The sequence below is a fragment of the Brachybacterium aquaticum genome (genome assembly GCF_014204755.1).
Lineage (GTDB): Bacteria > Actinomycetota > Actinomycetes > Actinomycetales > Dermabacteraceae > Brachybacterium > Brachybacterium aquaticum.
In genome coordinates this window covers 3022934-3047313 of record NZ_JACHLZ010000001.1, presented here as the reverse complement: position 1 = coordinate 3047313, position 24380 = coordinate 3022934, and the positions used below count along the sequence as shown (strand labels likewise).

Here is a 24380-nt window from a genome sequence, read left to right as displayed (position 1 = left end):
CCGGAGCGATGCTCCGGTGCCCGCACTCCGGCGCTCACGCGACGAGGACGCGGCGCGCGTCCTCAGTCATGCCTCCCCTCGACCGCCTGCGCCAGGCTCTCGAGCGACTGCTCGAGGAACTCCTGGCCGAAGGGCGGGAGGCTGAACCTCTCGCGCAGGGGCTCGGGCACGGCGGACCAGTCGTAGGTCAGGGTCACGTCGGTCGCGGCGGCAGCTCCGTCGGCGGCAGTCCCGTCGGCGGCAGTCCCGTCGGCGGCAGCCCCGTCGGCCGACGGGCCCGCGGTCGGCGCGAGGTCGTACCGCCAGGTCCACCCGGCCGCGCCGATCTCGCCGTCCGGCCCGTACTGCCCGGGCATCCAGGCGATCACGCGGTTCGGCTCCAGGGCGAAGACCGCGGAGAGCGGGGCATTCACCTGTCGGCGGGCGGACATCTGGGCGGTGGACTGGTCCTGCGTGGCGGTCATGGCGACTCCTCCTCGTGCTCGGAGTGGTGCTCGGGCGGTGCGTCGGGTGCGGTCTGTCGGGCTCGGGCGGCGTTCCAGCGGGTGTAGGTGATGCCGGAGGCGAAGGAGAGGTGCTCGACGAGCTCCAGCGACTCGACATGCCCCTCGGGGAACAGGCGACGGCCGCGCCCCTGGACGTACGGATATGTCCACAGGACGTAGGCGTCCACGAGCCCCGCCGCGATCAGGGCGTGGCACAGCGTGATCGAGCCGGTCAGCGAGATCTCCTCGCCCTCCGTCGCCTTCAGCCCCCGCACCTGCGCGACGGGGTCGCCGGACAGGATGGTGGAGTTCTGCCAGCCGGGGTCGGTCATGGTCGAGCTGACCACGTACTTCTGCAGCGCGTTCAGCTCGTCGGTGATGCCGGTGGTGTCGTCGGCCTGCTGCGGCCAGTAGCCGCGGAAGTCCTCGAAGGTCTTCCTGCCCAGCAGGATCGCGTTGCAGGCAGCGCTGCCGCGGGCGGTGATCTCGAGCTGGTCGGAATCGTCGGCCGACGGGTCGAACCAGTCGTCGAGCATCTCGATGCTGCCGTCGGCGGTGACGTTCTGGGTGAGGACGAGCGGGCGCATGAGGCCTCCTTCGGTCCCCTCCACCGTAGGGCAGGCGCACCGGCGGGGTGTGTCCGATCCTGCGGCGCCCTGCATGACGACGAGCCGGTCCCGCCGCGGGAGCACCCGCGCCGGGACCGGCCCGCTGAGGGTCGAGGAGGATCGAGAAGGCTGTCAGCCCACCTGGACCGCCGCGCCGGTGCGGCTGGACTCCAGCGCCGCGCCGACCACGCGCATCATCGCCGTCGCCGCGGCGAAGTCGGTGTCCATCGCGGAGCCCTCGCCGATCGCGCGTACGAACTCCTGGATCTCGGCGGTGAACGCCTCGGCGTAGCCGGTGCCGACGCCGCCGCCCGGCATCGCGGCGACGTCGCGGAAGTAGGGGTGCTCGGGGCCGGTGACCACGGTGCGCGGGCCGTTGTAGGCGTCGTCGGTGAGCCCGGCCTCGAAGATCGTGAACTCGCCGGCGCGCTGGGACTCGAAGGTGACGTGCCCGTTCGTGGCGAACACCTCGACGCCGAGGGAGTTGGGAACGCCCTGGGCGATGCGGCTGAGCTCGATCTGGCCGGCCGCACCGTTCTCGAAGGCGACGTTCAGCAGCGCGATGTCGTCGTTGTCGACGGGGCCGCGCTCGGTGGAGGTCGAGGCGCCGTGGCCGATCGCGCCGGCGGCGGGCTTCGGGCGCTCGGTGATCACGGTGCGCCACACTTCGGGCATGACCAGCTATGCGAGCTCCACCAAGCTCAACCATCTCCACCGCCGCACCCTGCGCGCCTACGGCGAGGCCGGCTCCTACGAGGCGGAAAGCACTGATGTGCAGGCCCAGGCGATCTTCGCCGGCAAGCGTCCCGCGGACGACCCGAGATCCTGGGGCTACGACGCCCCTGAGTACTGGGGCACCCTCCACACCGCCGCCGGCGACCGCGAGATCCCCTCGGCCCAGGGCTCCTAAGTCGAGTACTACGAGCAGTTCGCCGCCGCCCGCCGCTCCGCGGAGACCGGGGAGGTCGTGCGCCTGGGGTGAGTGGTGGGCGTCGGCCGGCAGCCATTCGGCTGGCACCCATCCGCCGGGCATCCACCCATCGCCCGGAGCCCACCCGATCGGGCGCCCACCCGGTCAGCCCCTCGCCCCCGCGGCGGCGTCGGCCTACCCTGTCGCCGGACAGGGACGCCCACCCCGTGCGTCCCGCCCGCAGCATCGAGAGGACCCGCGATGACCGAGAACGACCCCACCCCCGGGAACTCTGCCGAGCAGAGCGACACCGCCCCCGCCGAGGGCGACTACACGCTCGGCAGGCCCGTCCACTTCGAGATCCAGGCCGAGGACCCCGCTCGCGCCGTCGCCTTCTACTCCGAGGTGTTCGGGTGGAGGAGCGAGGACTGGTCCGGGTTCGCGGGCATGCCCTACTTCGGGATCACTACCGGCACCTCGGGCGCTGGCATCGACGGCGCGATCATGGGACGTCCGGGCGGGACGAACGCCGAGGTGGGTGGCCCGGTCATGGGCGCCGTGATCACGATGGGGGTTGCCGACTACGACGCGGTCGCCGCGAAGATCCTCGCCGCCGGCGGCACGGAGGCGCTGCCCAAGTACGCGCTGCCGGGCATGGCATGGCAGGGCTACTTCCACGACACCGAGAACAACGTCTTCGGCATCCACCAGCCCGATCCCGAGGCCAAGTGAGTCCTGCCCCGTAGGGGTTACCCGAAAGGCATGTGCGTCTGTGTTCCATGGATGGAACACAAACGCACATGACTTGTCAGTAACCGGGGGAGGGGCGCCTCAGCACCGCGCCTCGGCCACCTGCCCTCAGCGCGCCCCCACCCGCGTCACCGGTCCTCGATCTCCAGCAGGCTCGCGGCGCTCTCGATCTCGGCGTGCTCGGGGCGCTCCTGCTGCATCCGCTCCAGGTAGGGGCGGGCGCGCTGGACCTGGTGCTCCAGGTTCGTCACCGTGGTGAGGAAGTTCTGGTTCGCCTGGGTGCGGAAGGTGTCGATGCCGTCCATCGTGGTGAACAGGTTGTCGAACGCCTTCTGCAGCGTCTCCGCGGAGACGCCCGAGGTCGCGGCCTGCTGCTGGATCTTCACCGAGTTCTCGGCCAGCATCTTCGAGGTGCTGTTGATGAGGCCGTCGGTGGTGGCGTTGACGGCATCGATCTGGTCGAGCACCAGCTTCTGGTTCTCCAGCGCCTGCGCCGTGATCACCGCGGTGCGCAGTGCCGTGACGGTGGTCGTGCGTGCCCGCTCCACGCCCTGCTGGAGCTTGGTGTTGTTGTCCTCGATGACGCCCATGGACATGTAGGCCTGGACGGTCACCGCGATCTGGGTGGCCACGTCCTGGCGCCGCTGGCGCACGGCGAAGAGCACGTCGCGCTCGAGCGCGTCCGCCTCGGCCTGCTTGCCGGTGGCGCGCAGCTCGTCGGCCTTCGCGACCGCCCGGTCGTCCAGCAGTCCCAGCAGGTGTGAGGCCTTCTGCAGGGCGCCGAGGTCGTCCCACAGCGCCCTTCGCTCCACGGCCAGCTCCGCGTTGTCGCGCTGCAGACCCTCCTGCCCGCGGGAGAGGGAGGAGAGGACGGCGTCGAGCTGGTCCTGGTTCGACTCGAAGCTGCGGAAGTAGCGTTTGGCGCGGTTGCGGCCGGGCAGGAAGCCGAGCGCCTTGTCGCGGAAGGTCTCCTCCTTGGGGGCGAGTTCCTCCATGGTGGTGCGCAGCTCGCTGAGCGACTTGGCGACCGACTCCTGGGCGTTGCCCTTGTCCTTCGCCTGGCGCAGCGACTGCTCCATGAACCGCGACGACGTCTGGGAGGTGCGCTCGAAGGTGCGGCGGGCCACGGCGCCGAGGGCGTTGACCTGGTCGGTGAACTCCTGGGAGTGCGGGTTCATCGCCGAGACCTGGTCCACCCAGGCGTCGGCGCGCTGCTCGAGCTGCTGCTGCTGCTCGGCGGGCAGGTCCGGGAGCACGGAGACGGCGTCGGAGTCGCTGATCTCCTCGACCGGCTCGGCCGGGGTGATCTCCTGGGCGGGGGTGGGGGGCTGGAGCTTGTCCATCGGTGCCTCCTGGCGGGTCGGTGGGATGGTCTGCGGGTCTGTCTGTGTGGGTCTGGGCGGGTCGACCGACGGGATCGGCCGACGGGGTCTGCCGACGGGTCGGGTCAGACGTCGATGATCGGGTTCAGGTGCTGGTCGGCGAAGCGGGCGCGGAGGAACTCGGCGTGCACCTCGAGGGAATGGGAGACCCCGCCCACGACGTCCCGCTCGATCCTCTCCACGCCCTCGCCGAGCACGCCGAGCTGCTGGTCGATGGCGGTGAGGTTCGCCAGCGCCTCCTCGCGGGCGGTGCCGGCGAAGGTGCGCAGGAAGCCGATGATGTCGGCGGCGGAGTCGACGAGGTCGGGGACGTAGCGGGTCGCCATGCCCTCAAGCATGGTCACCTCCCCGGCCGACGGGCGCAGCGACTGCACCTGCTCGGAGCCGACGAGCGCGTCGATCCGCTCCAGCAGCGTCTCCACGTCGGTGAGCAGCTTGGCGGCCGGCGCCGCGCTCGCCGCAGGGCGCAGGCTCACGAGCCGCTCGCGGGTGCTCGCGTTCGCGTCCAGGATCCGCTGGAGCACCTCGCGGGTGCCGCCGTGCAGGGACGTGTCCAGCACCGGCCGGTCGGCACTCTCCTTCTCGGGCAGCAGGCGCACGGCCGCGCCGGTGCCGCTGCCGGCGACGATGCCCACGCCCGCCGCGGCGACGAGCGCGAGCAGGGGGCCGACGATCCCGGTGCCGAGGCCGAGCACGAGGGTGGCGACCCCGGCGATCCCGCCCACCAGCAGCGGCACGCCGAACCGCAGCAGGGGGCTGTGGCCGCGGGGGCGGTCCAGGGCGCGCGAGGCGGGGGAGCGGACCGTGCCCTCGAGCGCGCGGTTCTCGTCGGGCGCCTTCGGGCCCCACAGGTCGCGCCGCTCGGCCGTCGCCTTCCACGGCAGGTCCTGGTCCCCGGGCCGCACGTGCTCGGGGCGGGCGTCGGCCGACGGGCGGGCCTCTGCCGACGGACCGGCGTGCTCGGGCGCGGGCACAGCGCCTTCGGGCAGAGCGGCTTCGGGCACGGCGTCTCCAGGCACAGCGGGGTCCGGGAGGCGGCTGGCGCCGGAGCTCCCGTCGGCCGACGGCTCGTGTCCTCGGGTCACTGGCTCCTCATGGCTCACTGGAAGTGGCGGGCTTCTGGAAGGCTATCGCGCCGGCCTCCGCGGAACATGGGGGTTAACCGGACGGTGCATGGGCGCGATCCCCCGGCCCGCCGCCCGCCGCCTGCACCACCACCGCACGACCTACCACTGCCGGCGAGATGCCCGATCCGCCAGGGATGGGGAGTTCTCCCCAGGGAGTTCACCCCATCGCGCTCCCGCCGGTCACGCCCTAGATTTCAGGTACTGGGTGCGGGCCTCGCAAGGGGCGCGGGAACAGGGCACGGGACCGGCCTTCGCGGGAGTCGGACCGGACGGCGGGGGCCGTCCGGACGGCGCGGATCGTGGCAGGTCTGGTCCCCGTGCTCCGTCCCGCACACACGGGGGAAGGGCCGACGAGGCTCCGCGGGGGCGGAGCCGGCCCGCAGGGCCTTGCGCCCGGTGAAGGAGGCGGGACGCTGAGCGGGGGCTCCGGGATCCCGCCTCCGCTGTGCGCTCTGACTGCAGTCGGTCCGCCAGGCGATGAGCTGCTCAGTCGCCCGCCAGCATCGCGAGCACCGCGGTCGCCGCGGCCGTGGTGCCTGTGGTGAGGGTGGGCTGCTCATCCGGGGCGAAGAAGGGGGAGTGGTTCGGGAACGTCTCCCGCCCCTCGACGAAACCGCCGAACACCCAGTAGCAGTACGGGGCGCCGAACGCATCGGGGATCGTGGAGAAGTCCTCCGAGGCGGTCACCGGGTCCAGGTGCTCCACGTTCTCCTCGCCGAGCTGCGCCACGAACGCCTGCCGGACGCGCTCTGCGACCTGGGCGTCGTTGCTGGTCAGGGGGACGTGGTTGTACAGCTCGATCTCCGGGTCCTTCGGGAATGGGCCGCCTCGCACTCGGCGTGCACGATCCGCTGCACGCACGCGACGGGGTGGTCGAGCACCAAGTCGTCGTAGGCGCGGAAGTTCAGCTCCATGGTCGCCCGGTCGGGGATGACGTTCGCGCTGGAGCCTGCATGCAGAGAACCGACCGTGACCGCGCCGAAGTCGCCCGGGGCGATCTCGCGCGCCACCAGGGTCTGGATGCGGGTGACGATCGCAGCGGCGAGCACCACCGGATCCACGCCCAGGTGCGGCATGGAGCCGTGGGAGCAGGCGCCGTGCACGACGATGCTCATCGACACCGCCGCGCTCATCGCCGGCCCCGCCGTCACCGCGACCTTCCCGGCCACGGGCCCTGCGAGCACGTGCTGGCCCAGGCACACGTCCGGCGTGGGGACCTTGTCGACCAGGCCGTCCTCGACCATCGAGCGGGCGCCGGCGGCGATCTCCTCGCCGCGCTGGAACAGGGCGATGCAGGTGCCGGTCCAGTCGCCCCGGTGCTCGGCGAGCACGGTCGCGGCACCGAGCGCGGCGGTGACGTGGGTGTCGTGGCCGCAGGCGTGCATGGTCGCCTGCTCGGCGCAGTCCTCGAGCGCGGCGGTCAGGTGCGCGGGCAGGTCACCGCGACTGAAGTCCTCGGGGCGCGGCTCGCGCGGGCGCGTGTGTGATCCCGCCGACGAGGGGACCTGCGACCTTCCCTGGGCGGGCCGCACGCCCCTAGTCTTGTCCTGCGCACCAGAAGTGTGCGTATTTCTTGTCTGACCTGGCACGACGCGCCCCTCGATGTGGGCGTGGCCCTGTAGTACGAACGGAGGTCCGCGGCGTGGATCCTCGCCCCGAGAACCCCCTGCTCCCCGAGCTTGCCGTCACCACCGAGACCGGGCAGATCCCGGCTCTCCCCACCGCGGCCGACGCGGGCGAGCGCACCACCACCTGGCGCACCACCGCCGGGGTGGGAATCGCGCTCGTGGCGGTGTTCGTAGTCATCGTGCTGATGGGGCTCTGAGGGGCCCACGAGAGCCCGCCGACTCGATCTTGGAGCGTCGAAGATCCGGCTGCTGCACCGCACCCTGAACGGCTCCTCTCCACCGTGAGACAGATCAGTACATCTGTCTGAATATGGTGGTCATGGACGAAAGTCCCGTGCCAGGCGGTCGTTGGACCATAATCTTTCGGCGGCTCCCTCGGTGGAGCGAGGGGGCGGAGCATCGCGGCCGACGCCCTCGTCCGCGCGCGCGGACCAGGCGACGAGTCAGAAGGACGGGCATGGCCCCTCAGCACCCCACGACGCCGGAATCCGACGACATCGGATCCTGGCCCTCGGCCCCCAGCTTCGGCACCTCGCCCACCGGAGGGCGCGAGCAGCGTTTCACCCCGGTGGCCCCGCGACCCCCGCAGAACGCCCGCCGTACGGGCCCGACTCCTCAGCGCCCGGTCCCTGCGACGCTGAAGAGCTTTCCGGTCGCCTGGGCGCTGTCGCTGTTCCTCGGTGTGTGGGGTGTGGACCGCTTCTACCTGGGCAGGTGGAAGACCGGACTGCTGAAGCTCGTCACCTTCGGCGGCCTGTGGATCTGGTGGCTGATCGACCTTCTCCTGCTGACCACCGGCAGGGTGAAGGACGCCAAGGGCCGGCCCCTGCGCCAGTTCGACACCGTGAAGTGGCCCTCTCGCGTGATCTCGGGACTGGTCACGCTCGGGCTCGTCGGCATGTTCGCGATCGGAGCCTCGGTCGACACGTCCGAGACCCCGCCCACCGAAGCCGCCGGTGTCAAGGCGGCGGTGGTCGAGGAGGATGCGGTCCCGAGCGAGGAGCCGACCACGGCGAAGCCGACCGAGACCGTCACCCCGACGCCCGTAGCCACCACCACCGCGTCGCCCAGCCCGTCCCCGCGCCCCACACCGTCGGCCACCCCCAGCCCGACTCCCGAGGTCGTGGAGGCGGCCAACGGGACGGCGCTCGCCATGCTGGTGGGGCTCGAGGAGAAGGGTCGCGCGCCGAAGACCGGGTATGACCGGGAGCTGTTCGGCTGGCGTGAGGACATGGATCGCAACGGTTGCGACACCCGCAACGACATCCTGCGCCGCGACCTCACCGCCTTCACGCTCAAGGCCGGCACGAACGGGTGCGTGGTCCTCACCGGCACCCTCGACTCGCCGTACAGCGGCAGCACCGTCGACTTCGACCGTGCGAACAGCACGGTCGACATCGACCACGTCGTCGCCCTCTCCGACGCGTGGCAGACCGGTGCCGCGAGCTGGGACGAACAGACCCGCCGCGAGTTCGCCAACGACCCGCTGAACCTGTTGGCTGTCGAGTCGAGCCTGAACCGGCAGAAGGGCGACGGCGACGCCGCCACCTGGCTCCCGCCGAACAAGTCCTTCCGCTGCGAGTACGTGGCACGGCAGCTCGCGGTGAAGGACAAGTACGACCTGTGGGTGAAGCCCGCCGAGGCCGACGCCATGGAGCGCGTGCTCAACGACTGCGAGGGCTTCGAAGCGATCACCGACCAGGACCCGTGGCCCGCGACCGGCGAGGGCGACGTCGTCGCCACCGAGGAGGAGCCCGCGCCGGAACCGGCCCCCGCGCCCGAGCCCGCCCCGGAGCCCGCCCCGGAGCCCGAGCCGGAACCCGCGCCCGAGCCTGCGCCGGCCCCCGCTCCGGTGTACGAGCCCGCGCCGAAGGAGGAGTCGAACGACGGCGGCTCCGGCGGCGGCAGCGTCTACTTCAAGAACTGCGACGCGGCTCGCGCGGCCGGAGCTGCACCCGTGCACGCCGGCGACCCCGGCTACAGCAGGAAGCTGGACCGCGACGGCGACGGGGTCGGCTGCGAATGAGGCCGACGGCGCGGCCATGACCTGACCGGTCACGCCCGCGCCTGGCGGAGGATTCTTGCCCCTGTCTGCTGTGCCTGCTGAGGGCGAGCGGTCGTCAGCGCCGCCGCAGCACCAGCACTGCGTCGAGGTGCTCGCCCACCGAGCCGTCGGGGGCAGTCGCGGCACGGGTCCGCTCCTCGGCGAGCTCGACCTCCCACTCCTCGGAGGAGCCGACGAGCTGCTCGGCCTCCTCCTGCACGGAGACCATCTTCGCAGGGTGGTCCTTCGCCCAGGACGGCGGTGCCGCGTGCGAGATCGTGACCAGGCGCCCGCCGGGGCGCAGCGCCGTCATGGCCCGGCGCAGGATCGCCGTGCGGTCGAGCGCAACGTTCGACTGGAAGAAGCTCGCGGTGACCAGGTCGACCGAAGCAGGGCCGGGTTCCCACGCGTCGAGGTCGACTGCCTCGAAGCTCGCCCCGTCGAGCCCTCGTGCAGCGGCCTCATCCCGCCCGCGCCCGACGGCGGTCGCCGAGATGTCCAGGCCGAGCGCTTGCCAGCCCTGCTCGGCGAGCCAGAGCACGTCCCCGCCCTCCCCGCAGCCGAGGTCGATCGCTGTGCCCGGCGCGAGCTCGGCGACGACCGAGGCCATGGTCTCGTTGACCTTCCCCGACCAGACCCGCTCGCTGCCGGAGTAGCGCTGCTCCCAGTACTCGGTGGGGGAGAGATCGGGGTCCGGCTCGGCGTGCGCGGGCGCGTGGGCGTGCGAGGCGTGGTGGTGTGCGGTCATGGACTGAGCCTCGCAGACCCTGCCGCGGCGTGGAAGCGCTCTTGCCGGGGACGCCAGGGAGGGGCGGTCCGGCATGCGAAGTGCGTGGCTCGGGGTAGATTGTCGCCACTTCCAGCGGCTCTGCTCCGTGGGCCGACGCGGGAGACGAGGGGAGGGGACCCGATGACGAGCACGCGCCCGAGCCGCGCCGAGAAGGTCGACGCCGCGACGCCCGCGAGCCGTAATCGCGTGGTCGACTTCCTCCGCGCCGCGGCGATCACCGTGGTGGTCCTCGGGCACTGGACGATCATCGCCGTCGACCCCGACGGCGGGGTCCTCCCGCACGGCGTCCTCGACGGCGCGAGGTGGACGCACCCGCTGACCTGGGCGTTCCAGGTGATGCCGATCTTCTTCCTCGTCGGCGGCTACTCCAACGGCCTCTCCTGGCGCTCCGCGAGGCGCAAGGAGATCGGCTACGCGGAATGGCTGCGCACGAGGCTCCGACGCCTCGGGATCCCGCTGATCCCGCTGCTGCTCGCCTGGCTCGTGATCGGGGTGGTCGCCGTTCGGGCGGGGGCGCCGACGGCGACCGTGCAGCTCGCCTCGCAGATGGCGCTGATCCCCAGCTGGTTCCTCGCTGCGTACCTGATGGTGATCCTCGTGGGCCCGCCGTGCCTGTGGCTGTGGGAGCGCTTCGGGTGGTGGTCGATCGTGGGCGGCATCGCGCTCGCCGGGATCGTCGACGCGACCAGCATCGCCGCCGACCAGCCGCTGCTCGGCTACCCGAACTACCTGCTCGTCTGGGCGGCGTTCCACCAGGTCGGCTACGCCTGGCTCGACGGCCGGCTCTCCGGCATGGACCGACGGATGCTGCTGGCCGGGATCGGTCTGGTCGGCCTCCTGCTACTCGTGCTGGTGGGCCCTTATCCGCTCTCGATGATCACTGCCGGGGGAGATGCGATCTCCAACTCGAGCCCGACGCGCGTGACGATGGCGTTCCTCGGCATGCTCCAGGCCGGGCTCGTGCTCTCGCTGGAGAAGCCGCTCGAGGCCCTGCTGCGCCGGCCGAGGCTGTGGTTCGTCACCGTGCTCGTGAACCAGCGGATCATGACCTGGTTCTTGTGGCACCTCACGGTCATGGTGGGCCTCGCCCATCTGCTGCTCGCGCTCGATGCGCGGGTGCTGCTGCCCGAGCCGCTGACGGGGATGTGGTGGGTGACGCGGCCGTTGTGGGTGTTCGTGCTGCTCGCTCTGACGGGCCTCGTGGTGCTGGTGATGGGCCGCTTCGAGACACCGCGCGCCGACGACCGCCCTGCGCCGCCCGTGTGGAAGCCGATCGCCGCAGCGGTGTGCGTGATCGCGGGCCTCGCCGTGATGGCGTCCGTGGGCGTGGTGGGGGAGAGCGGCGTGACCTGGTGGTGGCCGCTGCTGCCGGTGGCGGGGATGTGGATGTTCGGGGTGGTGGCAGTCGCAGGCCAGAGGACATCGGCGACCCGGCCCTAGCGCGTCCGCTTACGCCACCGCCCGAGCTTCCATGAACAGGTCAGCCGGCATCGTCCGGTCTAGCCGCCACACGATCTGCATTGGCCGTGACCCCGTCGCCTGCTGGAACTGCGCTATGCCGAGGCACGTGTAGGGCTCGGTGCCGATGTCGCCTGTCTTCGCGCGCCGAACGAAGAGTACGACGCTTGAACCCCGCGAGGCGTGGTTGATGTATCGCTGACCAGTGCGACTCTCCACGCTTGTCGTGCTCTGGGACTCCCAGTGGAAGAGCTCCTGGTTGATCGCGTAGTCGCGGTACATGGTGGTGGGGGAGTAGTCCGCTTCTGACTTCTTCAGCGTCACCAGCAAGGCGTCCACGCTCATGCTGGGCAACCACTTCACGCCTTCGCGAATCGAGCCCGGCGCGCCGGTATCTAGAGTGCCAAGCCCCAGTCCGGCCAGAAGTTCCTCGCGCGAGTAACTCGCGTGCGATCGCAGCGGAGAGCGCGCGACAGAGCCCGTCAGTGCCTCCGGTCGCACTCTCGAGGACTGCTCTAGGTACGTCAGCAGCTGGAGGATCTCCTTCACGACAACGGGATGGGAACGCAGCTGCTCGAGTCCTTCGCGGATGCTCCGCTCGCCAGTAGGCCAGAAGGAGTACACGAGCATCGCTGCGTAGAGGTCCGTCTCGACAGCTGAGGGGAGAGACGGTGCCGTAAGCAGCCGGCGATACGCCTGAATCCGCTCCGGATCGTCGACGTGGGTCAGCGTGACGAGTCGTCGAAGGAGCGCGTCGGCTGCTTCCGTCAAATCTTTCGTTCGGCTGGCAGGGAAGGCCCAGTCCACGAGAGTGGACCAGCTCGCAGAACGCTTCTGGCTGTTCAAGCTGCGCGTCCCCGGTCCGTAGATGTCAGCGAGGGACCGCTCTGCCGAGTGCAGGTACGAGCCCAAGCCGTAGTCCACAGGGGTAGCGTCGGCCGGCTTGTGCTGACGAACGTCTGCCACCAAGTCACGCGTGGACAGCTTGAGTTGCTTCTTCACGTTCGACAGCACGATGTCCTGTGCGACGCGGTCGAAGACGATCTGCGTTCCAGGAGGGAGAAACGGAAATCCGTCCCGGATGCTCCGCTCGAGCTTGTTCCGGGAGAGCCCGGTCAGCGCGCGGTACTTCAGGTCGAAGCGGAAGTTCGTGTGCTGGAGGCCGACGAAGTCGAGCACGGTGAGTACGGCCTTGTTGTCCGCTCGACGGAGCCCGCGGCCCAGCTGTTGGAGGAAGATTGTGGCGGACTGCGTGGGGCGCAGCATGAGGACCGTGTCGATCATCGGGATGTCGAGGCCCTCGTTGAAGAGGTCGACGGCGAACAGGCACACGATCTCGCCGCGCCGTAGCTTCGCGAGCCCCTCCTGTCGCACATCGGACCCGGAAGCGCCGCTGAGTGCAAGCGAGGGGAGACCTGCGCGACGGAACACCTCGGCCATGTAATGGGCGTGCTCGACACTGACGCAGAACCCGAGCGCTCTCATTCGACTCGGGTCGGTGACCTTGTCACGCAGGGCCTGAAGCACCTTTGCGGCTCGAGCATCGTTGCCGGTGTACAAGCTGTTCAGCTGGTCAATGTTGTACGCACCGCGAGTGAATCGCATCCCGCTGAGGTCCACTCCGTCGGCGATCCCGAAGTAGTGGAAAGGCACAAGCAGGTCGGCGCGGAGCGCGTCCCACAGCCGCAGCTCGCTCGCCACGCGACCCTCGAAAAACGCTTGGGACACGTCCACCCCGTCGGCCCGCTCGGGTGTCGCGGTGAGCCCAAGGAGTGCTCTGGGGGTGAAGTGGTCGAGGACCTTTCGGTACGTCGCCGCCTCGGCATGATGGAACTCGTCGATGACGATGATGTCGAAGTGGTCGCGCGCCCATCGCTCGAGCTCGCCGGCTTGCTGCAGCGACTGGATCGAGGCGAAGACATGGCGCCGCCGGATGGGCTTCCGCCCGTCGACGAACAGTTCCCCGAACGCGCCGTCCTTCAGCACGTCGCGGTAGGTCCTCAGGGACTGCTCGAGGATCTCCTTGCGGTGCGCGACAAAGAGGATGGTCGGTTGGTCGGCGTCCGATGTCTGCAAGCGCTTGTAGTCGAGCGCGGCAACCACGGTCTTGCCCGTGCCTGTTGCCGCGACAAGCAGGTTGCGGCGTCGATCGTGCACCTCCCGCTCGGCGGCGAGGTCATCCAGCATCTCTGTTTGGTGCGGGTATGGACGTACGTCGAGATGGCTGATCGACAGGTCTGTCGAGGTGGCGCGGCCGCTGTTCTTCGCGAGGAGTGCATCGAGGAATTCGGCGTCGGTGTCTGGGTTGTACGGCGCAAACGCCGCGTCGTCCCAGTAGGTCTCGAAGGTCGACTCAAACTTGTCGACCAGGCTCGGGGTCGCGAGGTGCGAGAGACGGACGTTCCATTCTAGTCCGTCGACGAGCGCTGCCCGGCTCATGTTCGAGCTGCCCACATACGCGGTGGTGTAACCGCTGGACCGATGGAACATCCACGCCTTCGCGTGGAGATGGGTGGACTGCGCGTCGTAGTTGACCCGCACCTCGGCGTTCAGTGAGCGCACGAAGTAGTCCAGCGCCTTCCGGTCCGTGGCACCGATATACGTGGTGGTCAGAACCCGGATGGGCACTCCGCGATCAGCCGCCTCGCGCAAGGCCGATTCCAGCACGCGGATCCCGCTCCACTGCACAAACGCGCACAGCAGGTCAATCCGATCCGCGCTCCCCATCTCGAGGCGCAGTTCCGAGCCGAGCTGCGGATCCATTCGTGAGTTCGTGAAGAGCGCGACGTCGCTGAGCGGTGTCGACGGACGGGGCAGGAGGGGTGTCTCCGGTGGCGTCACCGAGGTGAGAAGGCGCGGCCCAGGAGACACTTCGGGATCCGGGGCAGTGGAGGGCAAAGCCGAGAGGAGACGGTTCGCGAGGGCGATGCGCTCCTCACGGGGTGCAGTCTTCAACGCCTGCTCGACGGTTCGTGCGACGTGCTGGGAGAGGACATGCACGACATCCGCGTCGTCCACGTCCTCCGTCGGAGTGAGGAAGCCCTGCTCTTCGGTCGACTGCACCGCATCAGTGAGGCCCGTGGTGAGGAGCAGTTCGTAGAGGCCGGGATCCAGGGCCGGCTGCGCCTCCATCACTTCGCCTTGGACTCGTCGCGGAGAGTTGCGAGCCGCTCTGGCAAGCCCTCGAGGAGTGGGACATCGCCAGGCGCCCATTGCAGCGAGGACAACTCCGTGAGAGGCACCCACTGCATCGCGTCGTGGTCGCTGCTGGTAGTCGGATCCTCGCCCGTGAACTGCGCGGCGTAGCAGGAGAGCTCGATGCGCGCGGTGCCAACATCGCTCAGGCTCCGGTCGACGAACGGGCCAACAGCGACGTCGACACCCAGCTCCTCCTGAAGTTCGCGGCGCAGTGCGGCCTCGGGCGTCTCGCCGGTTTCGATCTTGCCCCCGGGGAATTCCCACAGCCCGCCGGCGCTGCGCTCGGCGTTGCGTCGAGCGGCGAAGACCGCGCCGTTTCGTTCGACGATGGCGCCGACGACTCGGATGACTGGATTCTCCACCGCGCAATCTCCTCTGCCTGGGCCGACACCGTCGATCGTACGAAGCGGCGGTGACATGCGCAGCGAAAGCCGAGGGTCGAGAGGTGCCGCGGCTGGGGAAGCGAGGGTTCTCAAGTGTCTCGAGGCGCATGGCATGTGGATCTTCGACCGGCGGCCGTCGGCCCCCTCTGTCATGATCACGCCATGAACCAGGCGGACCTGCTGAAGCTGTCCAACCACGAGATCGAGGCCCGAGCCATCGAGGCCGTGATCGCCTACGAGCGCGCTGCTGGACGGATGGCCGTCGACCTGCGCAGCAAGAAGGACGCCCTGGTCGATGTCGAGTCCTTCGACGACACCACCGGTGAGAAGCGCCTGATCGAGATCAAGGCCTTCGGCGGCGCCGGCCGCGGCGACTTCCTGTGGCTCGAGCCCAACCAGGTCGAGGCCTTCGAGACGGATCCCGCCGCGCACCTCTACCTCGTCACGAACGTCCGCTCGGCGGACCCGTCGGCGATAAGGATCCTCGACCTCGCGGGGGACCAGCTCCGCGAGAGGATCGAGCAGAAGCGGGAGAAGCACTACTTCGAGGTGCCGATGCCCGTCGCCCTCTACGACGACCTCGTCGCGAGCGCCGCATCACTGCCCGCCCTGGTCGGCACCGGCTTCCTCCTGCAGATCCTGGACGGCGTCATCGCCCTGCACGACCGCGGCTATCACCGGACCCGCTTCGCGGTGACATGGGCGCCCGACGGGCTTCACGTCCGCCTGCACGTCGGCCGGGAGTCGGAGATGCCGGGCGACCCGCTCCAGGTGACGACCTCGGATCTGATCCTGTCCACCTCGCTCGAGGACGTGCAGAGGACGGCCCGCGAGTTCGCGGGCGTCATGATCCCCGCCTGGTGGGACCGCGACCAGATCGCCGACCAGCTCCTCGCCGCGCTCCCGCCGATGGAGCCGGCCGGTGACGATCCGGAGTACCGGGATCACCTGCGCGAGCTGTACGAGCGCCACCGCGCCGCGGGCACGCTCCCGCTCACCGACGGCGAGGGCGGCGCCTGGGGCTGAGCCCGCGGACGCCGCCCGTCGGCCGAGTGCGACGCCCTCAGCGTCGCCCCGCCCGCACCCCCAGCACCCACGCCCCCACCAGCGCCACCACGATCCCGGTCAGCGGCGCGATGCCGATCCCGTACTCATTGCTCACCCACGCCACCACGCAGCCGAGCACGTACGGCACGAGCGCCTGCCAGCGCACCTTCTCGGTCAGCGTGGACAGGGCCGGCTGCCCGCCGCGCCAGCGAGCGATCCAGTCGCCGATGAGCACCCCGCCGACCGGCGGGATGAGGATGCCGATGAGGCTGAGGTAGCCCACGATGTGCCCCTCGACGCCGAGCAGCGCGAGCACGGTGCCGATGGCGACGCCGCCGATGATGAAGGGGCCCTTGCGCCGGGCGTTCGCGAGCTCGGCCCCGGCGACGCCGAAGGCGTAGGCGGCATCGGCGTTGGACTTCCACAGGTTCCCGAACAGGAAGAACAGGCCCCAGCCGATCATGCCCATGCCCAGCAGCAGCGTGGTGAAGTCGCCTTCTCCGAAGGCCAGCGCGGAGACGGCGCCGAAGAACACCATCAGCCCGTTGCCGATCACGAAGCCGAGCCCGCAGGCGATCACGGCGTCGCGGCCGCGCTTCGCGAAGCGGGTCCAGTTCGCGGCCTGCGTCCCGGCGGAGGCGAAGGTGCCCACCACGGTCGTCACGGCCGCGGCCCAGGTCATGGAGGTGGTGGGCGCGATGTCGAACAGGCCCCGTCAGCCGCCCACCTCGGTGAGCGCGAGCGCGGTGATCCAGAAGGCGAGCACCAGGATCAGCGGCGTGGAGATCAGCGAGACCCAGTACATGCCCTCGTAGCCGTACAGCGCCGTGAGCATCATCAGGGCGGAGACCCCGATCATCACCAGCGCCGGCGCCCAGGCGCTCTCCCAGCCGAAGGCGAGCGCGGTCATCTGCCCGATCGAGCCGACCGCCACCCCGTACCAGCCGATCTGCGTGCCGCCCAGCAGCACCGAGACCAGCTTCGACCCGGCGGTGCCGAAGGTGTACCTCGACATCACCACCGTGGTCAGACCGGTGCGGGCGCCGAGGAAGCCGATCGCGGCGACGTACGCGCCGAGCACCACCGAGCCCACCAGCAGCACGGCCAGGAACTCGCTGAAGCGGAAGGCCGCGCCGATGGAGGCGCCGGCCATGAGCGTCGGCGCGAAGACGGTGAACCCGATCAGCACCACCGAGATCGAGACGACACCGCGCCGCGCCGAGGCGGGGACCGGAGTGACCGGGTAGTCGGGGTCGACGGGCTCGGTGCCCGCCTCCTGGCGCAGCTCGGCCGCGGTCACCGGCCGGCGCCGTCGACGTCGGAGCCCTCGGCGCCGGCAGCGCGCGCGCCGTCGGCCGACGCGCTGAGCTCGCCCGTCTCCACGCCGATGTCCTCGCTCCAGATCTCGGGCCGCTCGGCGATCATCCGCTCCATCAGCGCGATGCAGTCGGGGTCGTCGAGCACGTCCACGGTGACGCCGCGCTCGCGCAGCAGGTCCTCGGCCATCTCGAAGGTGCGGTTCTCGCCCACCACGATCCGCGGGATCTCGTACAGCAGCGCGGTGCCGGAGCACATGATGCACGGCGACAGGGTCGTGTACAGCACCGACTCCCGGTATACGCTCGCGCGCAGACGCCCGGCCTTCTCGATCGCGTCGGTCTCGCCGTGCAGGATCGCGGAGTCCTTCTGGACGCGCTGGTTGTGCCCGGCGCCGAGCACCTGCCCGTCGTGGACGAGCACGGCACCGATCGGCACCCCGCCCTCGTCCCAGCTGGTGCGCGCCTGCTCGATGGCGAGGGCGAGGAAGCGGCGGTCGTCCTCGGCGGTGGGGGTCCAGGCCATGGGGGAGTGCTCCTCTGCTCGGGAGCCGGTGGGGCTCGGCGACGGCTCAGCTCCGCATCGTAGAAGCCCCCGCCCACCCCTGGGACGCCACATCACGGAACGGTCACGGCGCCCTCCCGGCCTTCGTGTCCGGGGGACGAGAGCCCAGGATGGCCGCACCCCGCTGCAGGCGCACGGGACATGACCACCCTCCACTCTCCCCGGGAGATGCCATGTCCTACGTCCAGCCCGTCGACCTCGTCGACCGCCTCACCGCGGCCGGTGCCTCGAAGGTGAAGTACTCCGCCGGCGCCACCATCCTGCGCGCCACGATGGCCGGCGCGATCCTCGCCCTCGCCGCCGCGTTCGCCGTCTCCGTCTCCACCCAGACCGGGCAGCCGCTGCTCGGCGCGATGCTCTTCCCGGTCGGCTTCATCATGCTGTACCTGATGGGCTTCGACCTCCTGACCGGTGTGTTCACCCTCGTGCCCCTCGCCTGGATCGCGAAGAAGGACGGCGTCACCCTCCCCGCGATGCTGCGCAACTGGGGCCTGGTGTTCCTCGGTAACCTGATCGGCGCGGTCGCCGTCGCGCTGCTCATGGCCATCTACTTCACCTACGGCTTCTCCACCGAGCCGAGCGCCGTCGGCCAGGCCATCTCCGAGATCGGCCACGGCCGCACCGTCGGCTACGCCGAGTACGGCGCCGCCGGGATGCTGACCCTGTTCGTGCGCGGCGTGCTGTGCAACTGGATGGTCTCCACCGGCGTGGTCGGCGCGTTCATGTCCGACAGCATCCTGGGGAAGATCGCCTGCATGTGGATGCCCGTGATGCTCTTCTTCTACATGGGCTTCGAGCACTCCATCGTGAACATGTTCCTGTTCCCCTCCGGCCTTCTGCTCGGCGCGGACTTCACCCTCATGGACTACCTGCTCTGGAACGAGATCCCGACCGTGGTCGGCAACCTCGTCGGCGGCCTCACCTTCGTCGGCCTCCCCCTCTACTTCGCCCACCGCCGCAAGCAGGCGTCGGCCGGCGCCCCCGGCGCGCTCCCGTCGGCCGACGTGGCCGGCGCCCCCGCTGCGACCGGCGCCCCCGCGGCCGACGTGCCCGCCCTCGCCCTCCCGTCGGCCGCCGAGGCGGAGGCGCCCCTGGTGGGAGCGACCCGATGAACAGCCCCACCCCGCAGAGCCCCACCACCCAGAGCCCCCGGATCGTCGTGATCGGCGCGGGCATGGCCGCGCACCGCCTGGTCGACTCCCTCGTCACCCGCGCTGAGGAGCGGATCTCCGTGACCGTCCTCGGCGACGAGTCCCGCCTCCCGTACGACCGGGTGGGCCTGACCCGCTACTTCGACGGCGAGGGCGAGGACGCCCTGACCCTGCCCGCCACGATCTTCGCCGACCCCCGCGTCACCCTCCACGAGGGCGACCCGGCCCTGGCGATCGACCGCGGCGCCCGCACCGTCACCACCGCCTCCGGCGCCGTCCACACCTACGACCACCTCGTCCTCGCCACCGGCTCCGTCGCCTCCCGGCCCCCGGTCGACGGGGCGGAGCTGCCCGGCTGCTTCGTCTACCGCACCCTCGACGACGTCGCGGCCCTGCGTGTGCACGTCGAGGAGCGGGCCGCCGCGCTCGGCCGGCCCGTGCGCGGGATCGTCGTCGGTGGCGGACTGCTCGGCCTCGAGGCCGCCGGCGCCCTGCAGGGCATGGACGCCGAGGCGACCGTGCTCCAGTCCAACGACCGGCTCATGTCCGCCCAGCTCGACCTGCCCGCCGGCGGCGTGCTGCGCCGCCTCATCGAGCAGCGCGGCATCGCCGTGCGCACCGGCGCCCGCACCACTGCCGTGCTCGCCGGGGACACCGGTGCCGTCCGCGGCGTGACCCTGAAGGACGGGGACGAGCTGGAGGCGGATCTGGTCGTCTTCACCGTCGGCGTCCGCCCCCGTGACGAGCTCGCCCGCGCGGCGGGCCTCATCTGCCATCCCCGTGGCGGTGTCGAGATCGACGCGGGCTGCGCCACCTCCGACCCCCAGGTCCTCGCGATCGGCGAGGTCGCCTCCTACGAGGGGCAGTGCGTGGGCCTGGTCGCCCCCGGCAATGCCATGGCCGAGGTGGCCTGCGACCGGATCCTCGGCGGGGACGCCGAGTTCGCCGGCTACGACCTGTCCACCAAGCTCAAGCTCTCCGGGGTCGAGGTCGCCAGCTTCGGCGACGCCTTCGCCACCACTCCCGGCGCGCTGGACGTGGTCTACACCGACCCCGTCGCCGGGGTGCACAAGAAGCTCGTCCTCTCCGACGACGCGAAGACCCTGCTCGGCGGCATGCTCGTGGGCGATGCCTCCGCCTACGGGGCGCTGCGTCCCCTCGTCGGCGGTGCGCTCGGCGGGGACCCCGCCGCCTATCTCGTCCCTGCCGGCGGCATCGCTCCGCCGACCGCGGAGCTGCCGGACGAGGCCGTGGTCTGCTCCTGCTCCTCGGTGACCGCCGGCGCGATCCGCCACGCCGTCGCCGAGGAGGGATGCGCCGACCTCGCCGACGTGAAGGCCTGCACGAAGGCCGGCGCCACCTGCGGGTCCTGCGTCGTCGCGGTGAAGGGCCTGATCAGCGGGCAGCTGACGAAGATGGGCCGCAGCGTGGGGACGGGGCTGTGCGAGCACTTCGCCCTCACCCGCCGTCAGCTGTTCGACGCCGTGCACGTCTCGGGCCTGACCACGTTCAGCGCCGTCATCGAGCGGTTCGGCCGCGGCCGCGGCTGCGACACCTGCAAGCCCGTGCTCGCCTCCATCCTCGCCGTCCTCGGCGGGGAGCACGTGCTGGACGGCGAGAACGCCACCCTGCAGGACACCAACGACCACGTCATGGCGAACCTCCAGAAGGACGGCACCTACTCGGTCGTGCCCCGCATGCCCGGCGGCGAGGTCACCCCCGAGGGCCTGATCACGGTCGGGGAGGTGGCCCGCGACTACGGGCTGTACACCAAGATCACCGGCGGCCAGCGGGTGGACATGTTCGGTGCCCGCCTCGAGCAGCTGCCCGAGATCTGGAAGCGCCTGGTGGACGCCGGCTTCGAGTCCGGCCACGCCTACGGCAAGTCCCTGCGCACCGTGAAATCGTGCGTGGGCTCCACCTGGTGCCGCTACGGCGTGCTGGACTCCACCTCCATGGCCGTGCAGCTCGAGCTGCGCTACCGCGGCCTGCGCGCCCCGCACAAGTTCAAGCTCGGCGTCTCCGGCTGCGCCCGCGAATGCGCCGAGGCCCGCGCCAAGGACGCCGGCATCATCGCCACCGCCCAGGGCTGGAACCTGTACGTGGGCGGCAACGGCGGCGCCACCCCGCGCCACGCCGAGCTGCTGGCCGAGGGGCTGGACGACGCCACCCTCATCCGCACCCTGGACCGCTACTTCATGTACTACATCCGCACCGCGGACAAGCTCCAGCGCACCGCCCCGTGGATGGTCTCCCTCGAGGGCGGGATCGACGGGCTGCGCGAGGTGATCATGGAGGACTCGCTGGGCCTGTGCGCCGACCTCGACGCGGCGATGGAGCGCCACGTCGCGAACTACCGCGACGAGTGGGCCGAGACCCTGGCCGACCCCGCCAAGCTCGCCCGCTTCCGCTCCTTCGTCAACGCCCCCACCACCCCCGACCCCGACCTCGCCTACGTCCCCGAGCGCGGACAGGCCCGCCCCGCCCGCCCCGAGGAGCGCACCGACAGCCGCGTCCTGATCGCCGGCACCACCCTGGAGGTACGACGATGACCACGACCCACTCTTCCGACATGCACCTCGCGGTCCCGCACACCACCCCCGGCGCGCGCCGCCACCGCGCCGTGCCCAAGGCCCTGCCCCGCGCGATCGCCGCGAACTGGGTGAAGCTGTGCCCGCTGACCGACCTCGAGGTCGAGCGCGGCCGCGCGGCGCTCGTGGACGGGGAGCAGGTGGCGCTGTTCCTCCTGGCCGACGGGGACGTGCGCGCCGTCGACAACCACGACCCCTACTCCGGGGCGAACGTCATCTCCCGCGGCATCGTCGGCTCCCGCGGCGACCGCCCCACCGTCGCCTCCCCGATGTACAAGCAGATCTTCGACCTGCGCTCCGGCACGTGCGTGGACACCCAGGGCAAGGAGTTCCGGCGCCTGCGGGTCTGGCCCGTGCGCACGCTCGACGGCGACCTGTACCTCCTGCGCGGCGGCGCGCGGTGACGGGGGGCTTCGCGACGGGGAACGTCGCGACGGGGCGAGTCGCCCTGGTCGGCGGCGGACCGGGACCGCTGGACCTCCTCACCGTGCGGGCGCTGCGGCTGCTGCGCGCGGCGGACGTGGTGGTCGCCGACCGGCTCGGCCCCGGCGCCGAGATCCGCGCCGAGCTGCGCGAGGACACCCTCGTGCTCGACGTGGGCAAGCGCCCCGGCCACCACCCCGTCCCGCAGGACGGCATCAACGCCCTGCTCATCGAGCACGCCCGCGCCGGCCGGAACGTGGTGCGGCTGAAGGGCGGGGACCCGTTCGTGCTCGGTCGCGGCGGGGAGGAGCAGCTCGCCTGCCTCGCCGCCGGGATCGAGGTCGAGGTCGTCCCCGGGATCTCCAGCGCCCTCGCCGTCCCGCAGGCCGCCGGGGTGCCTGTCACCCACCGCGGCGTCGCCCAGTCGGTGCATGTGGTCTCCGGCCACGATATCGACGGGGTGCACGGACCGTCGGCTGCGACCCTCGCGGCGCTCGCCGACGACACCATCACCACCGTGGTGCTGATGGGCGTGCGCGCCCTGCCCTCCCTCGTCGCCGCGGCGCTCGCGCACGGGGTCCCTGCGGCCCGGCCCGTCGCGATCATCGAGAACGGCCACAACCCGCGCCAGCGCACCACCCGCACCACCCTCGGGGACGTGCGCCGCGCGGCCCGCGAGGCCGATGTGCGCAGCCCCGCCGTCATCGTCATCGGCGAGGTCGCGAGGCCCGGCCTGCTGGGGGAGGACCCGTCGGCCCGACGCAGCACGGATACTGGAGCGGCAGTCCCCGCCCTCGCCGTCCCCGCCCCGCCCCTCCAGGAGCCCGTGCCGTGACCGACCCGTCCCGCCCCGACGCGCCCCGGCTCTCTGGCGCTCTCCAGGGACGGCGGCTCGTCCTCGCCCTGGATCGCCGGGCCGACGAGCTCGCCGCCGCCCTGCAGCGCCACGGTGCCCGGATCCAGCACGCCCCGGCGATGAGCATGATCCCGCACGTGGACGATCCCCAGCTCCTCGCTCGCACCGCCGAGCTCCTCGCCGCCCCGCCGCAGCTGCTGATCGTCACCACCGGCGTGGGCGTGCGCGGCTGGTTCGAGGCGGCCGACGCAGCCGGGCTCGGCCAGGCCCTGCGCGACGCACTCGCCCGCACTTTCGTCATCGCCCGCGGGCCCAAGGCCCGCGGCGCCGCGCAGGCGATGGGGCTCGGCGTCGGCTGGGTCGCGCCCGACGGCACCTCCGCCGAGATCCTCGACCACCTCGAAGGTGCCGACCTCACCGACGTGCGGGTCGCCGTCCAGCACCACGGCTCCGGGGCCGACGGGCTGGACGAGTTCCTGCTCGATGCGGGCGCGGACCTCGTGGCCCTGACCGTGTACCGCTGGGGCCCGCCGCGGGACCCCGAGGCCGTGCACCGCTCCGTGCTCGACTGCGCCGCGGGCGAGGTGGACGCGGTGCTGTTCACCGCCGCGCCCGGCACCGAGAACTGGCTCGCCGTCGCCGAGCGCGCCGGCGCCCTGCCCGGCATCACCGAGCACGTGAGGAGCGGGAGGCTGCTCATGGCGGCCGTCGGTCCGCTCACCGCCGGACCCCTCGAGGCCCGCGGGCTGCCCGCGATGATCCCCGAGCGCAGCCGCATGGGCGCGCTGGTCCGCGCGGTGGTGCAGCACTACGACCCCACGACCGTCCCCAGTTCCGCGGGCGCGACCCCCGCCTCCCCGAACCCTGCCCCCGCTGCTGAGGAGCCCGCCCCGTGACCACCCTCGTCGCCTGCTCCCACGGCACCAGCTCCCCGGACGGTCGCGCCGAGATCGTCCGGATCCGCGAGGGTCTTGCCCGCACCCTGCCGGAGGTGAAGGTGCGTGAGGCCTACGTCGACGTCGAGCAGCCCGAGGTGGCGGACGTCGTCGCCGAGGCGCTGGGCGCGGAGCATGGTGCGCCCGGCTCGTCCGACGAGCCCGGTGCGCCCGTGGTGGTCGTGCCGCTGCTGCTGTCTACCGGGTTCCACACCTCCGTCGACATCGCCGCCGCTGTCGCCCCGCACCCGGGCGCCCTTGCCGCTCCCGCCCTCGGCCCCCATCCGGGCCTCGTGCGGGTGCTGCGCGAGCGCCTCGCGGAGGTGAGCGGCGGGGACGCCGGGCATCGTCCCGGCGACCACGTGGTCCTCGCCGCGGCCGGCTCCACCGACCCCGCCGCCGCGCTCGCGGTCGAGGAGATGCGCGCTCAGCTCGCCGCGCACCTGCCCTGCCCGGTCAGCGTCGGCTACGGCGCCGGCTGCTCCCCGCGCCTGCCGGACGCGGTCGCGGCGGCCCGCGCGGGCGGGGCGCGGCGTGTGATCGCCGCGAGCTACGTGCTCGCCCCGGGCCACTTCGCAGGCCTTGTCGAGAAATCCGGCGCGGACCTCGTCACCGCCCCGCTCGGCGCGCACCCCGAGGTGATCGTCGTGGCCGCCGAGCGGTTCCGCAGCGCTGCCGACGCGCTCGCTGTCACGGCGAGCTGACGCGGAGTACTCGGCGAGAGGCGTTCCCG

Annotated in this window: 23 protein-coding genes and 2 pseudogenes; 12 read left to right on the top strand and 13 right to left on the bottom strand. The window is 71.4% G+C overall.

Annotated features, from left to right (window positions below):
* Window positions 1-62: 62 nt before the first annotated feature.
* From HNR70_RS13660 to HNR70_RS13650, 3 genes are all read right to left on the bottom strand, one after another.
* A complete protein-coding gene (locus tag HNR70_RS13660; protein ID WP_184326145.1) occupies window positions 63-464 on the bottom strand; it encodes an SRPBCC family protein in 402 nt (133 codons plus the stop codon).
* The gene (locus tag HNR70_RS13655; protein ID WP_184326144.1) at window positions 461-1072 is read right to left on the bottom strand and encodes a dihydrofolate reductase family protein; all 612 of its coding nucleotides are present in this window, start codon (window positions 1070-1072) and stop codon (window positions 461-463) included. Before HNR70_RS13655 ends, HNR70_RS13660 begins: the two co-directional genes overlap by 4 nt.
* 153 nt (window positions 1073-1225) lie before the next feature.
* A complete protein-coding gene (locus HNR70_RS13650; RefSeq protein WP_184326143.1) occupies window positions 1226-1768 on the bottom strand; it encodes a Gfo/Idh/MocA family oxidoreductase in 543 nt (180 codons plus the stop codon).
* Here HNR70_RS13650 and HNR70_RS13645 point away from each other — a divergent pair.
* Window positions 1767-2003, top strand: a complete 237-nt coding sequence (locus HNR70_RS13645) for a hypothetical protein (RefSeq protein WP_184326142.1) — start codon at window positions 1767-1769, stop codon at window positions 2001-2003. The genes HNR70_RS13650 and HNR70_RS13645 overlap by 2 nt on opposite strands.
* Window positions 2004-2264: 261 nt before the next feature.
* Window positions 2265-2735, top strand: coding sequence for a VOC family protein (locus HNR70_RS13640; protein WP_184326141.1), 471 nt, complete (start codon window positions 2265-2267; stop codon window positions 2733-2735).
* Window positions 2736-2881: 146 nt separating this feature from the next.
* On the opposite strand, the gene HNR70_RS13635 is transcribed toward HNR70_RS13640, so the two are convergent.
* From HNR70_RS13635 to HNR70_RS15620, 4 genes and pseudogenes are all read right to left on the bottom strand, one after another.
* Entirely contained in the window at window positions 2882-4096 is a 1215-nt protein-coding gene (locus HNR70_RS13635) for a toxic anion resistance protein (RefSeq protein WP_184326140.1), read from the bottom strand.
* A 104-nt stretch (window positions 4097-4200) separates the two neighbouring features.
* Window positions 4201-5139: a hypothetical protein gene (locus tag HNR70_RS13630; protein WP_221421140.1), complete on the bottom strand. Its 939-nt coding sequence runs from the start codon at window positions 5137-5139 to the stop codon at window positions 4201-4203.
* A gap of 609 nt (window positions 5140-5748) precedes the next feature.
* A pseudogene (locus tag HNR70_RS15625) lies at window positions 5749-6165 on the bottom strand (M20/M25/M40 family metallo-hydrolase); the annotation flags it as partial.
* Window positions 6144-6647, bottom strand: a pseudogene (locus HNR70_RS15620) (M20/M25/M40 family metallo-hydrolase); the annotation flags it as partial. The pseudogenes HNR70_RS15620 and HNR70_RS15625, both read right to left, overlap by 22 nt.
* Window positions 6648-6904: 257 nt before the next feature.
* Here HNR70_RS15620 and HNR70_RS13620 point away from each other — a divergent pair.
* Together HNR70_RS13620 and HNR70_RS13615 are read left to right on the top strand one after the other, a co-directional pair.
* Window positions 6905-7087: a hypothetical protein gene (locus HNR70_RS13620; RefSeq protein WP_184326138.1), complete on the top strand. Its 183-nt coding sequence runs from the start codon at window positions 6905-6907 to the stop codon at window positions 7085-7087.
* A 260-nt stretch (window positions 7088-7347) separates the two neighbouring features.
* On the top strand, window positions 7348-8916 hold the full coding sequence (locus HNR70_RS13615) for a GmrSD restriction endonuclease domain-containing protein (protein ID WP_184326137.1): 1569 nt from the start codon (window positions 7348-7350) through the stop codon (window positions 8914-8916).
* A gap of 94 nt (window positions 8917-9010) precedes the next feature.
* Here the strand turns inward: HNR70_RS13615 and HNR70_RS13610 are convergent, their stop codons facing one another.
* Window positions 9011-9682 (bottom strand): class I SAM-dependent methyltransferase, encoded by a 672-nt coding sequence (locus tag HNR70_RS13610; protein WP_184326136.1) that lies wholly within the window; start codon window positions 9680-9682, stop codon window positions 9011-9013.
* A 162-nt stretch (window positions 9683-9844) separates the two neighbouring features.
* On the opposite strand from HNR70_RS13610, the gene HNR70_RS13605 reads away from it, so the two are divergent.
* The gene (locus HNR70_RS13605) at window positions 9845-11164 is read left to right on the top strand and encodes an acyltransferase family protein (protein WP_184326135.1); all 1320 of its coding nucleotides are present in this window, start codon (window positions 9845-9847) and stop codon (window positions 11162-11164) included.
* A gap of 9 nt (window positions 11165-11173) precedes the next feature.
* On the opposite strand, the gene HNR70_RS13600 is transcribed toward HNR70_RS13605, so the two are convergent.
* The gene (locus HNR70_RS13600) at window positions 11174-14314 is read right to left on the bottom strand and encodes a DEAD/DEAH box helicase (RefSeq protein ID WP_184326134.1); all 3141 of its coding nucleotides are present in this window, start codon (window positions 14312-14314) and stop codon (window positions 11174-11176) included.
* Window positions 14314-14742 carry a (deoxy)nucleoside triphosphate pyrophosphohydrolase gene (locus HNR70_RS13595; RefSeq protein ID WP_184326133.1) on the bottom strand — a complete coding sequence of 143 codons (429 nt, stop codon included), beginning with the start codon at window positions 14740-14742 and terminating at the stop codon, window positions 14314-14316. The genes HNR70_RS13600 and HNR70_RS13595 overlap by 1 nt, the downstream gene beginning before the upstream one ends.
* Before the next feature lie 183 nt (window positions 14743-14925).
* Between HNR70_RS13595 and HNR70_RS13590 the strand changes: the two genes are divergently transcribed.
* Entirely contained in the window at window positions 14926-15789 is an 864-nt protein-coding gene (locus HNR70_RS13590) for a protein NO VEIN domain-containing protein (RefSeq protein ID WP_184326132.1), read from the top strand.
* 37 nt (window positions 15790-15826) lie between these two features.
* Here HNR70_RS13590 and HNR70_RS16540 read toward each other — a convergent pair whose 3' ends face one another.
* From HNR70_RS16540 to HNR70_RS13580, 3 genes are read right to left on the bottom strand one after another with little or no spacing between them, the layout of a single operon-like run.
* Window positions 15827-16492 carry a cytosine permease gene (locus HNR70_RS16540; RefSeq protein WP_376768828.1) on the bottom strand — a complete coding sequence of 222 codons (666 nt, stop codon included), beginning with the start codon at window positions 16490-16492 and terminating at the stop codon, window positions 15827-15829.
* Window positions 16493-16525: 33 nt separating this feature from the next.
* The gene (locus tag HNR70_RS16535) at window positions 16526-17110 is read right to left on the bottom strand and encodes a cytosine permease (protein ID WP_376768827.1); all 585 of its coding nucleotides are present in this window, start codon (window positions 17108-17110) and stop codon (window positions 16526-16528) included.
* Window positions 17107-17652 (bottom strand): nucleoside deaminase, encoded by a 546-nt coding sequence (locus HNR70_RS13580; protein WP_184326131.1) that lies wholly within the window; start codon window positions 17650-17652, stop codon window positions 17107-17109. Before HNR70_RS13580 ends, HNR70_RS16535 begins: the two co-directional genes overlap by 4 nt.
* Before the next feature lie 212 nt (window positions 17653-17864).
* Between HNR70_RS13580 and HNR70_RS13575 the strand changes: the two genes are divergently transcribed.
* From HNR70_RS13575 to HNR70_RS13550, 6 genes are read left to right on the top strand one after another with little or no spacing between them, the layout of a single operon-like run.
* Window positions 17865-18803 (top strand): formate/nitrite transporter family protein, encoded by a 939-nt coding sequence (locus tag HNR70_RS13575; protein ID WP_184326130.1) that lies wholly within the window; start codon window positions 17865-17867, stop codon window positions 18801-18803.
* The gene (gene nirB / locus HNR70_RS13570) at window positions 18800-21394 is read left to right on the top strand and encodes a nitrite reductase large subunit NirB (protein WP_184326129.1); all 2595 of its coding nucleotides are present in this window, start codon (window positions 18800-18802) and stop codon (window positions 21392-21394) included. The genes HNR70_RS13575 and nirB overlap by 4 nt, the downstream gene beginning before the upstream one ends.
* Complete coding sequence (gene nirD / locus HNR70_RS13565) at window positions 21391-21837, top strand: nitrite reductase small subunit NirD (RefSeq protein ID WP_246375230.1); 447 nt, start codon at window positions 21391-21393, stop codon at window positions 21835-21837. The genes nirB and nirD overlap by 4 nt, the downstream gene beginning before the upstream one ends.
* Window positions 21834-22691: a uroporphyrinogen-III C-methyltransferase gene (cobA, locus tag HNR70_RS13560; RefSeq protein WP_184326128.1), complete on the top strand. Its 858-nt coding sequence runs from the start codon at window positions 21834-21836 to the stop codon at window positions 22689-22691. Before nirD ends, cobA begins: the two co-directional genes overlap by 4 nt.
* Window positions 22688-23608: a uroporphyrinogen-III synthase gene (locus HNR70_RS13555; protein ID WP_184326127.1), complete on the top strand. Its 921-nt coding sequence runs from the start codon at window positions 22688-22690 to the stop codon at window positions 23606-23608. Before cobA ends, HNR70_RS13555 begins: the two co-directional genes overlap by 4 nt.
* A complete protein-coding gene (locus tag HNR70_RS13550) occupies window positions 23605-24351 on the top strand; it encodes a sirohydrochlorin chelatase (protein ID WP_184326126.1) in 747 nt (248 codons plus the stop codon). Before HNR70_RS13555 ends, HNR70_RS13550 begins: the two co-directional genes overlap by 4 nt.
* Window positions 24352-24380: the final 29 nt, after the last annotated feature.

Bases quoted from the DNA above. Each gene is read 5' to 3' on its own strand.
- HNR70_RS13580 (WP_184326131.1), bottom strand. From the start codon at position 17,652: ATGGCCTGGACCCCCACCGCCGAGGACGACCGCCGCTTCCTCGCCCTC.
- HNR70_RS13605 (WP_184326135.1), top strand. From the start codon at position 9,845: ATGACGAGCACGCGCCCGAGCCGCGCCGAGAAGGTCGACGCCGCGACG.
- HNR70_RS13600 (WP_184326134.1), bottom strand. From the start codon at position 14,314: ATGGAGGCGCAGCCGGCCCTGGATCCCGGCCTCTACGAACTGCTCCTC.
- HNR70_RS13645 (WP_184326142.1), top strand. From the start codon at position 1,767: ATGACCAGCTATGCGAGCTCCACCAAGCTCAACCATCTCCACCGCCGC.
- HNR70_RS13640 (WP_184326141.1), top strand. From the start codon at position 2,265: ATGACCGAGAACGACCCCACCCCCGGGAACTCTGCCGAGCAGAGCGAC.
- nirB (WP_184326129.1), top strand. From the start codon at position 18,800: ATGAACAGCCCCACCCCGCAGAGCCCCACCACCCAGAGCCCCCGGATC.
- HNR70_RS16540 (WP_376768828.1), bottom strand. From the start codon at position 16,492: ATGACCTGGGCCGCGGCCGTGACGACCGTGGTGGGCACCTTCGCCTCC.
- HNR70_RS13635 (WP_184326140.1), bottom strand. From the start codon at position 4,096: ATGGACAAGCTCCAGCCCCCCACCCCCGCCCAGGAGATCACCCCGGCC.
- HNR70_RS13575 (WP_184326130.1), top strand. From the start codon at position 17,865: ATGTCCTACGTCCAGCCCGTCGACCTCGTCGACCGCCTCACCGCGGCC.
- HNR70_RS13590 (WP_184326132.1), top strand. From the start codon at position 14,926: ATGAACCAGGCGGACCTGCTGAAGCTGTCCAACCACGAGATCGAGGCC.
- HNR70_RS13650 (WP_184326143.1), bottom strand. From the start codon at position 1,768: ATGCCCGAAGTGTGGCGCACCGTGATCACCGAGCGCCCGAAGCCCGCC.
- HNR70_RS13660 (WP_184326145.1), bottom strand. From the start codon at position 464: ATGACCGCCACGCAGGACCAGTCCACCGCCCAGATGTCCGCCCGCCGA.
- HNR70_RS13610 (WP_184326136.1), bottom strand. From the start codon at position 9,682: ATGACCGCACACCACCACGCCTCGCACGCCCACGCGCCCGCGCACGCC.
- nirD (WP_246375230.1), top strand. From the start codon at position 21,391: ATGACCACGACCCACTCTTCCGACATGCACCTCGCGGTCCCGCACACC.
- HNR70_RS13655 (WP_184326144.1), bottom strand. From the start codon at position 1,072: ATGCGCCCGCTCGTCCTCACCCAGAACGTCACCGCCGACGGCAGCATC.
- HNR70_RS13615 (WP_184326137.1), top strand. From the start codon at position 7,348: ATGGCCCCTCAGCACCCCACGACGCCGGAATCCGACGACATCGGATCC.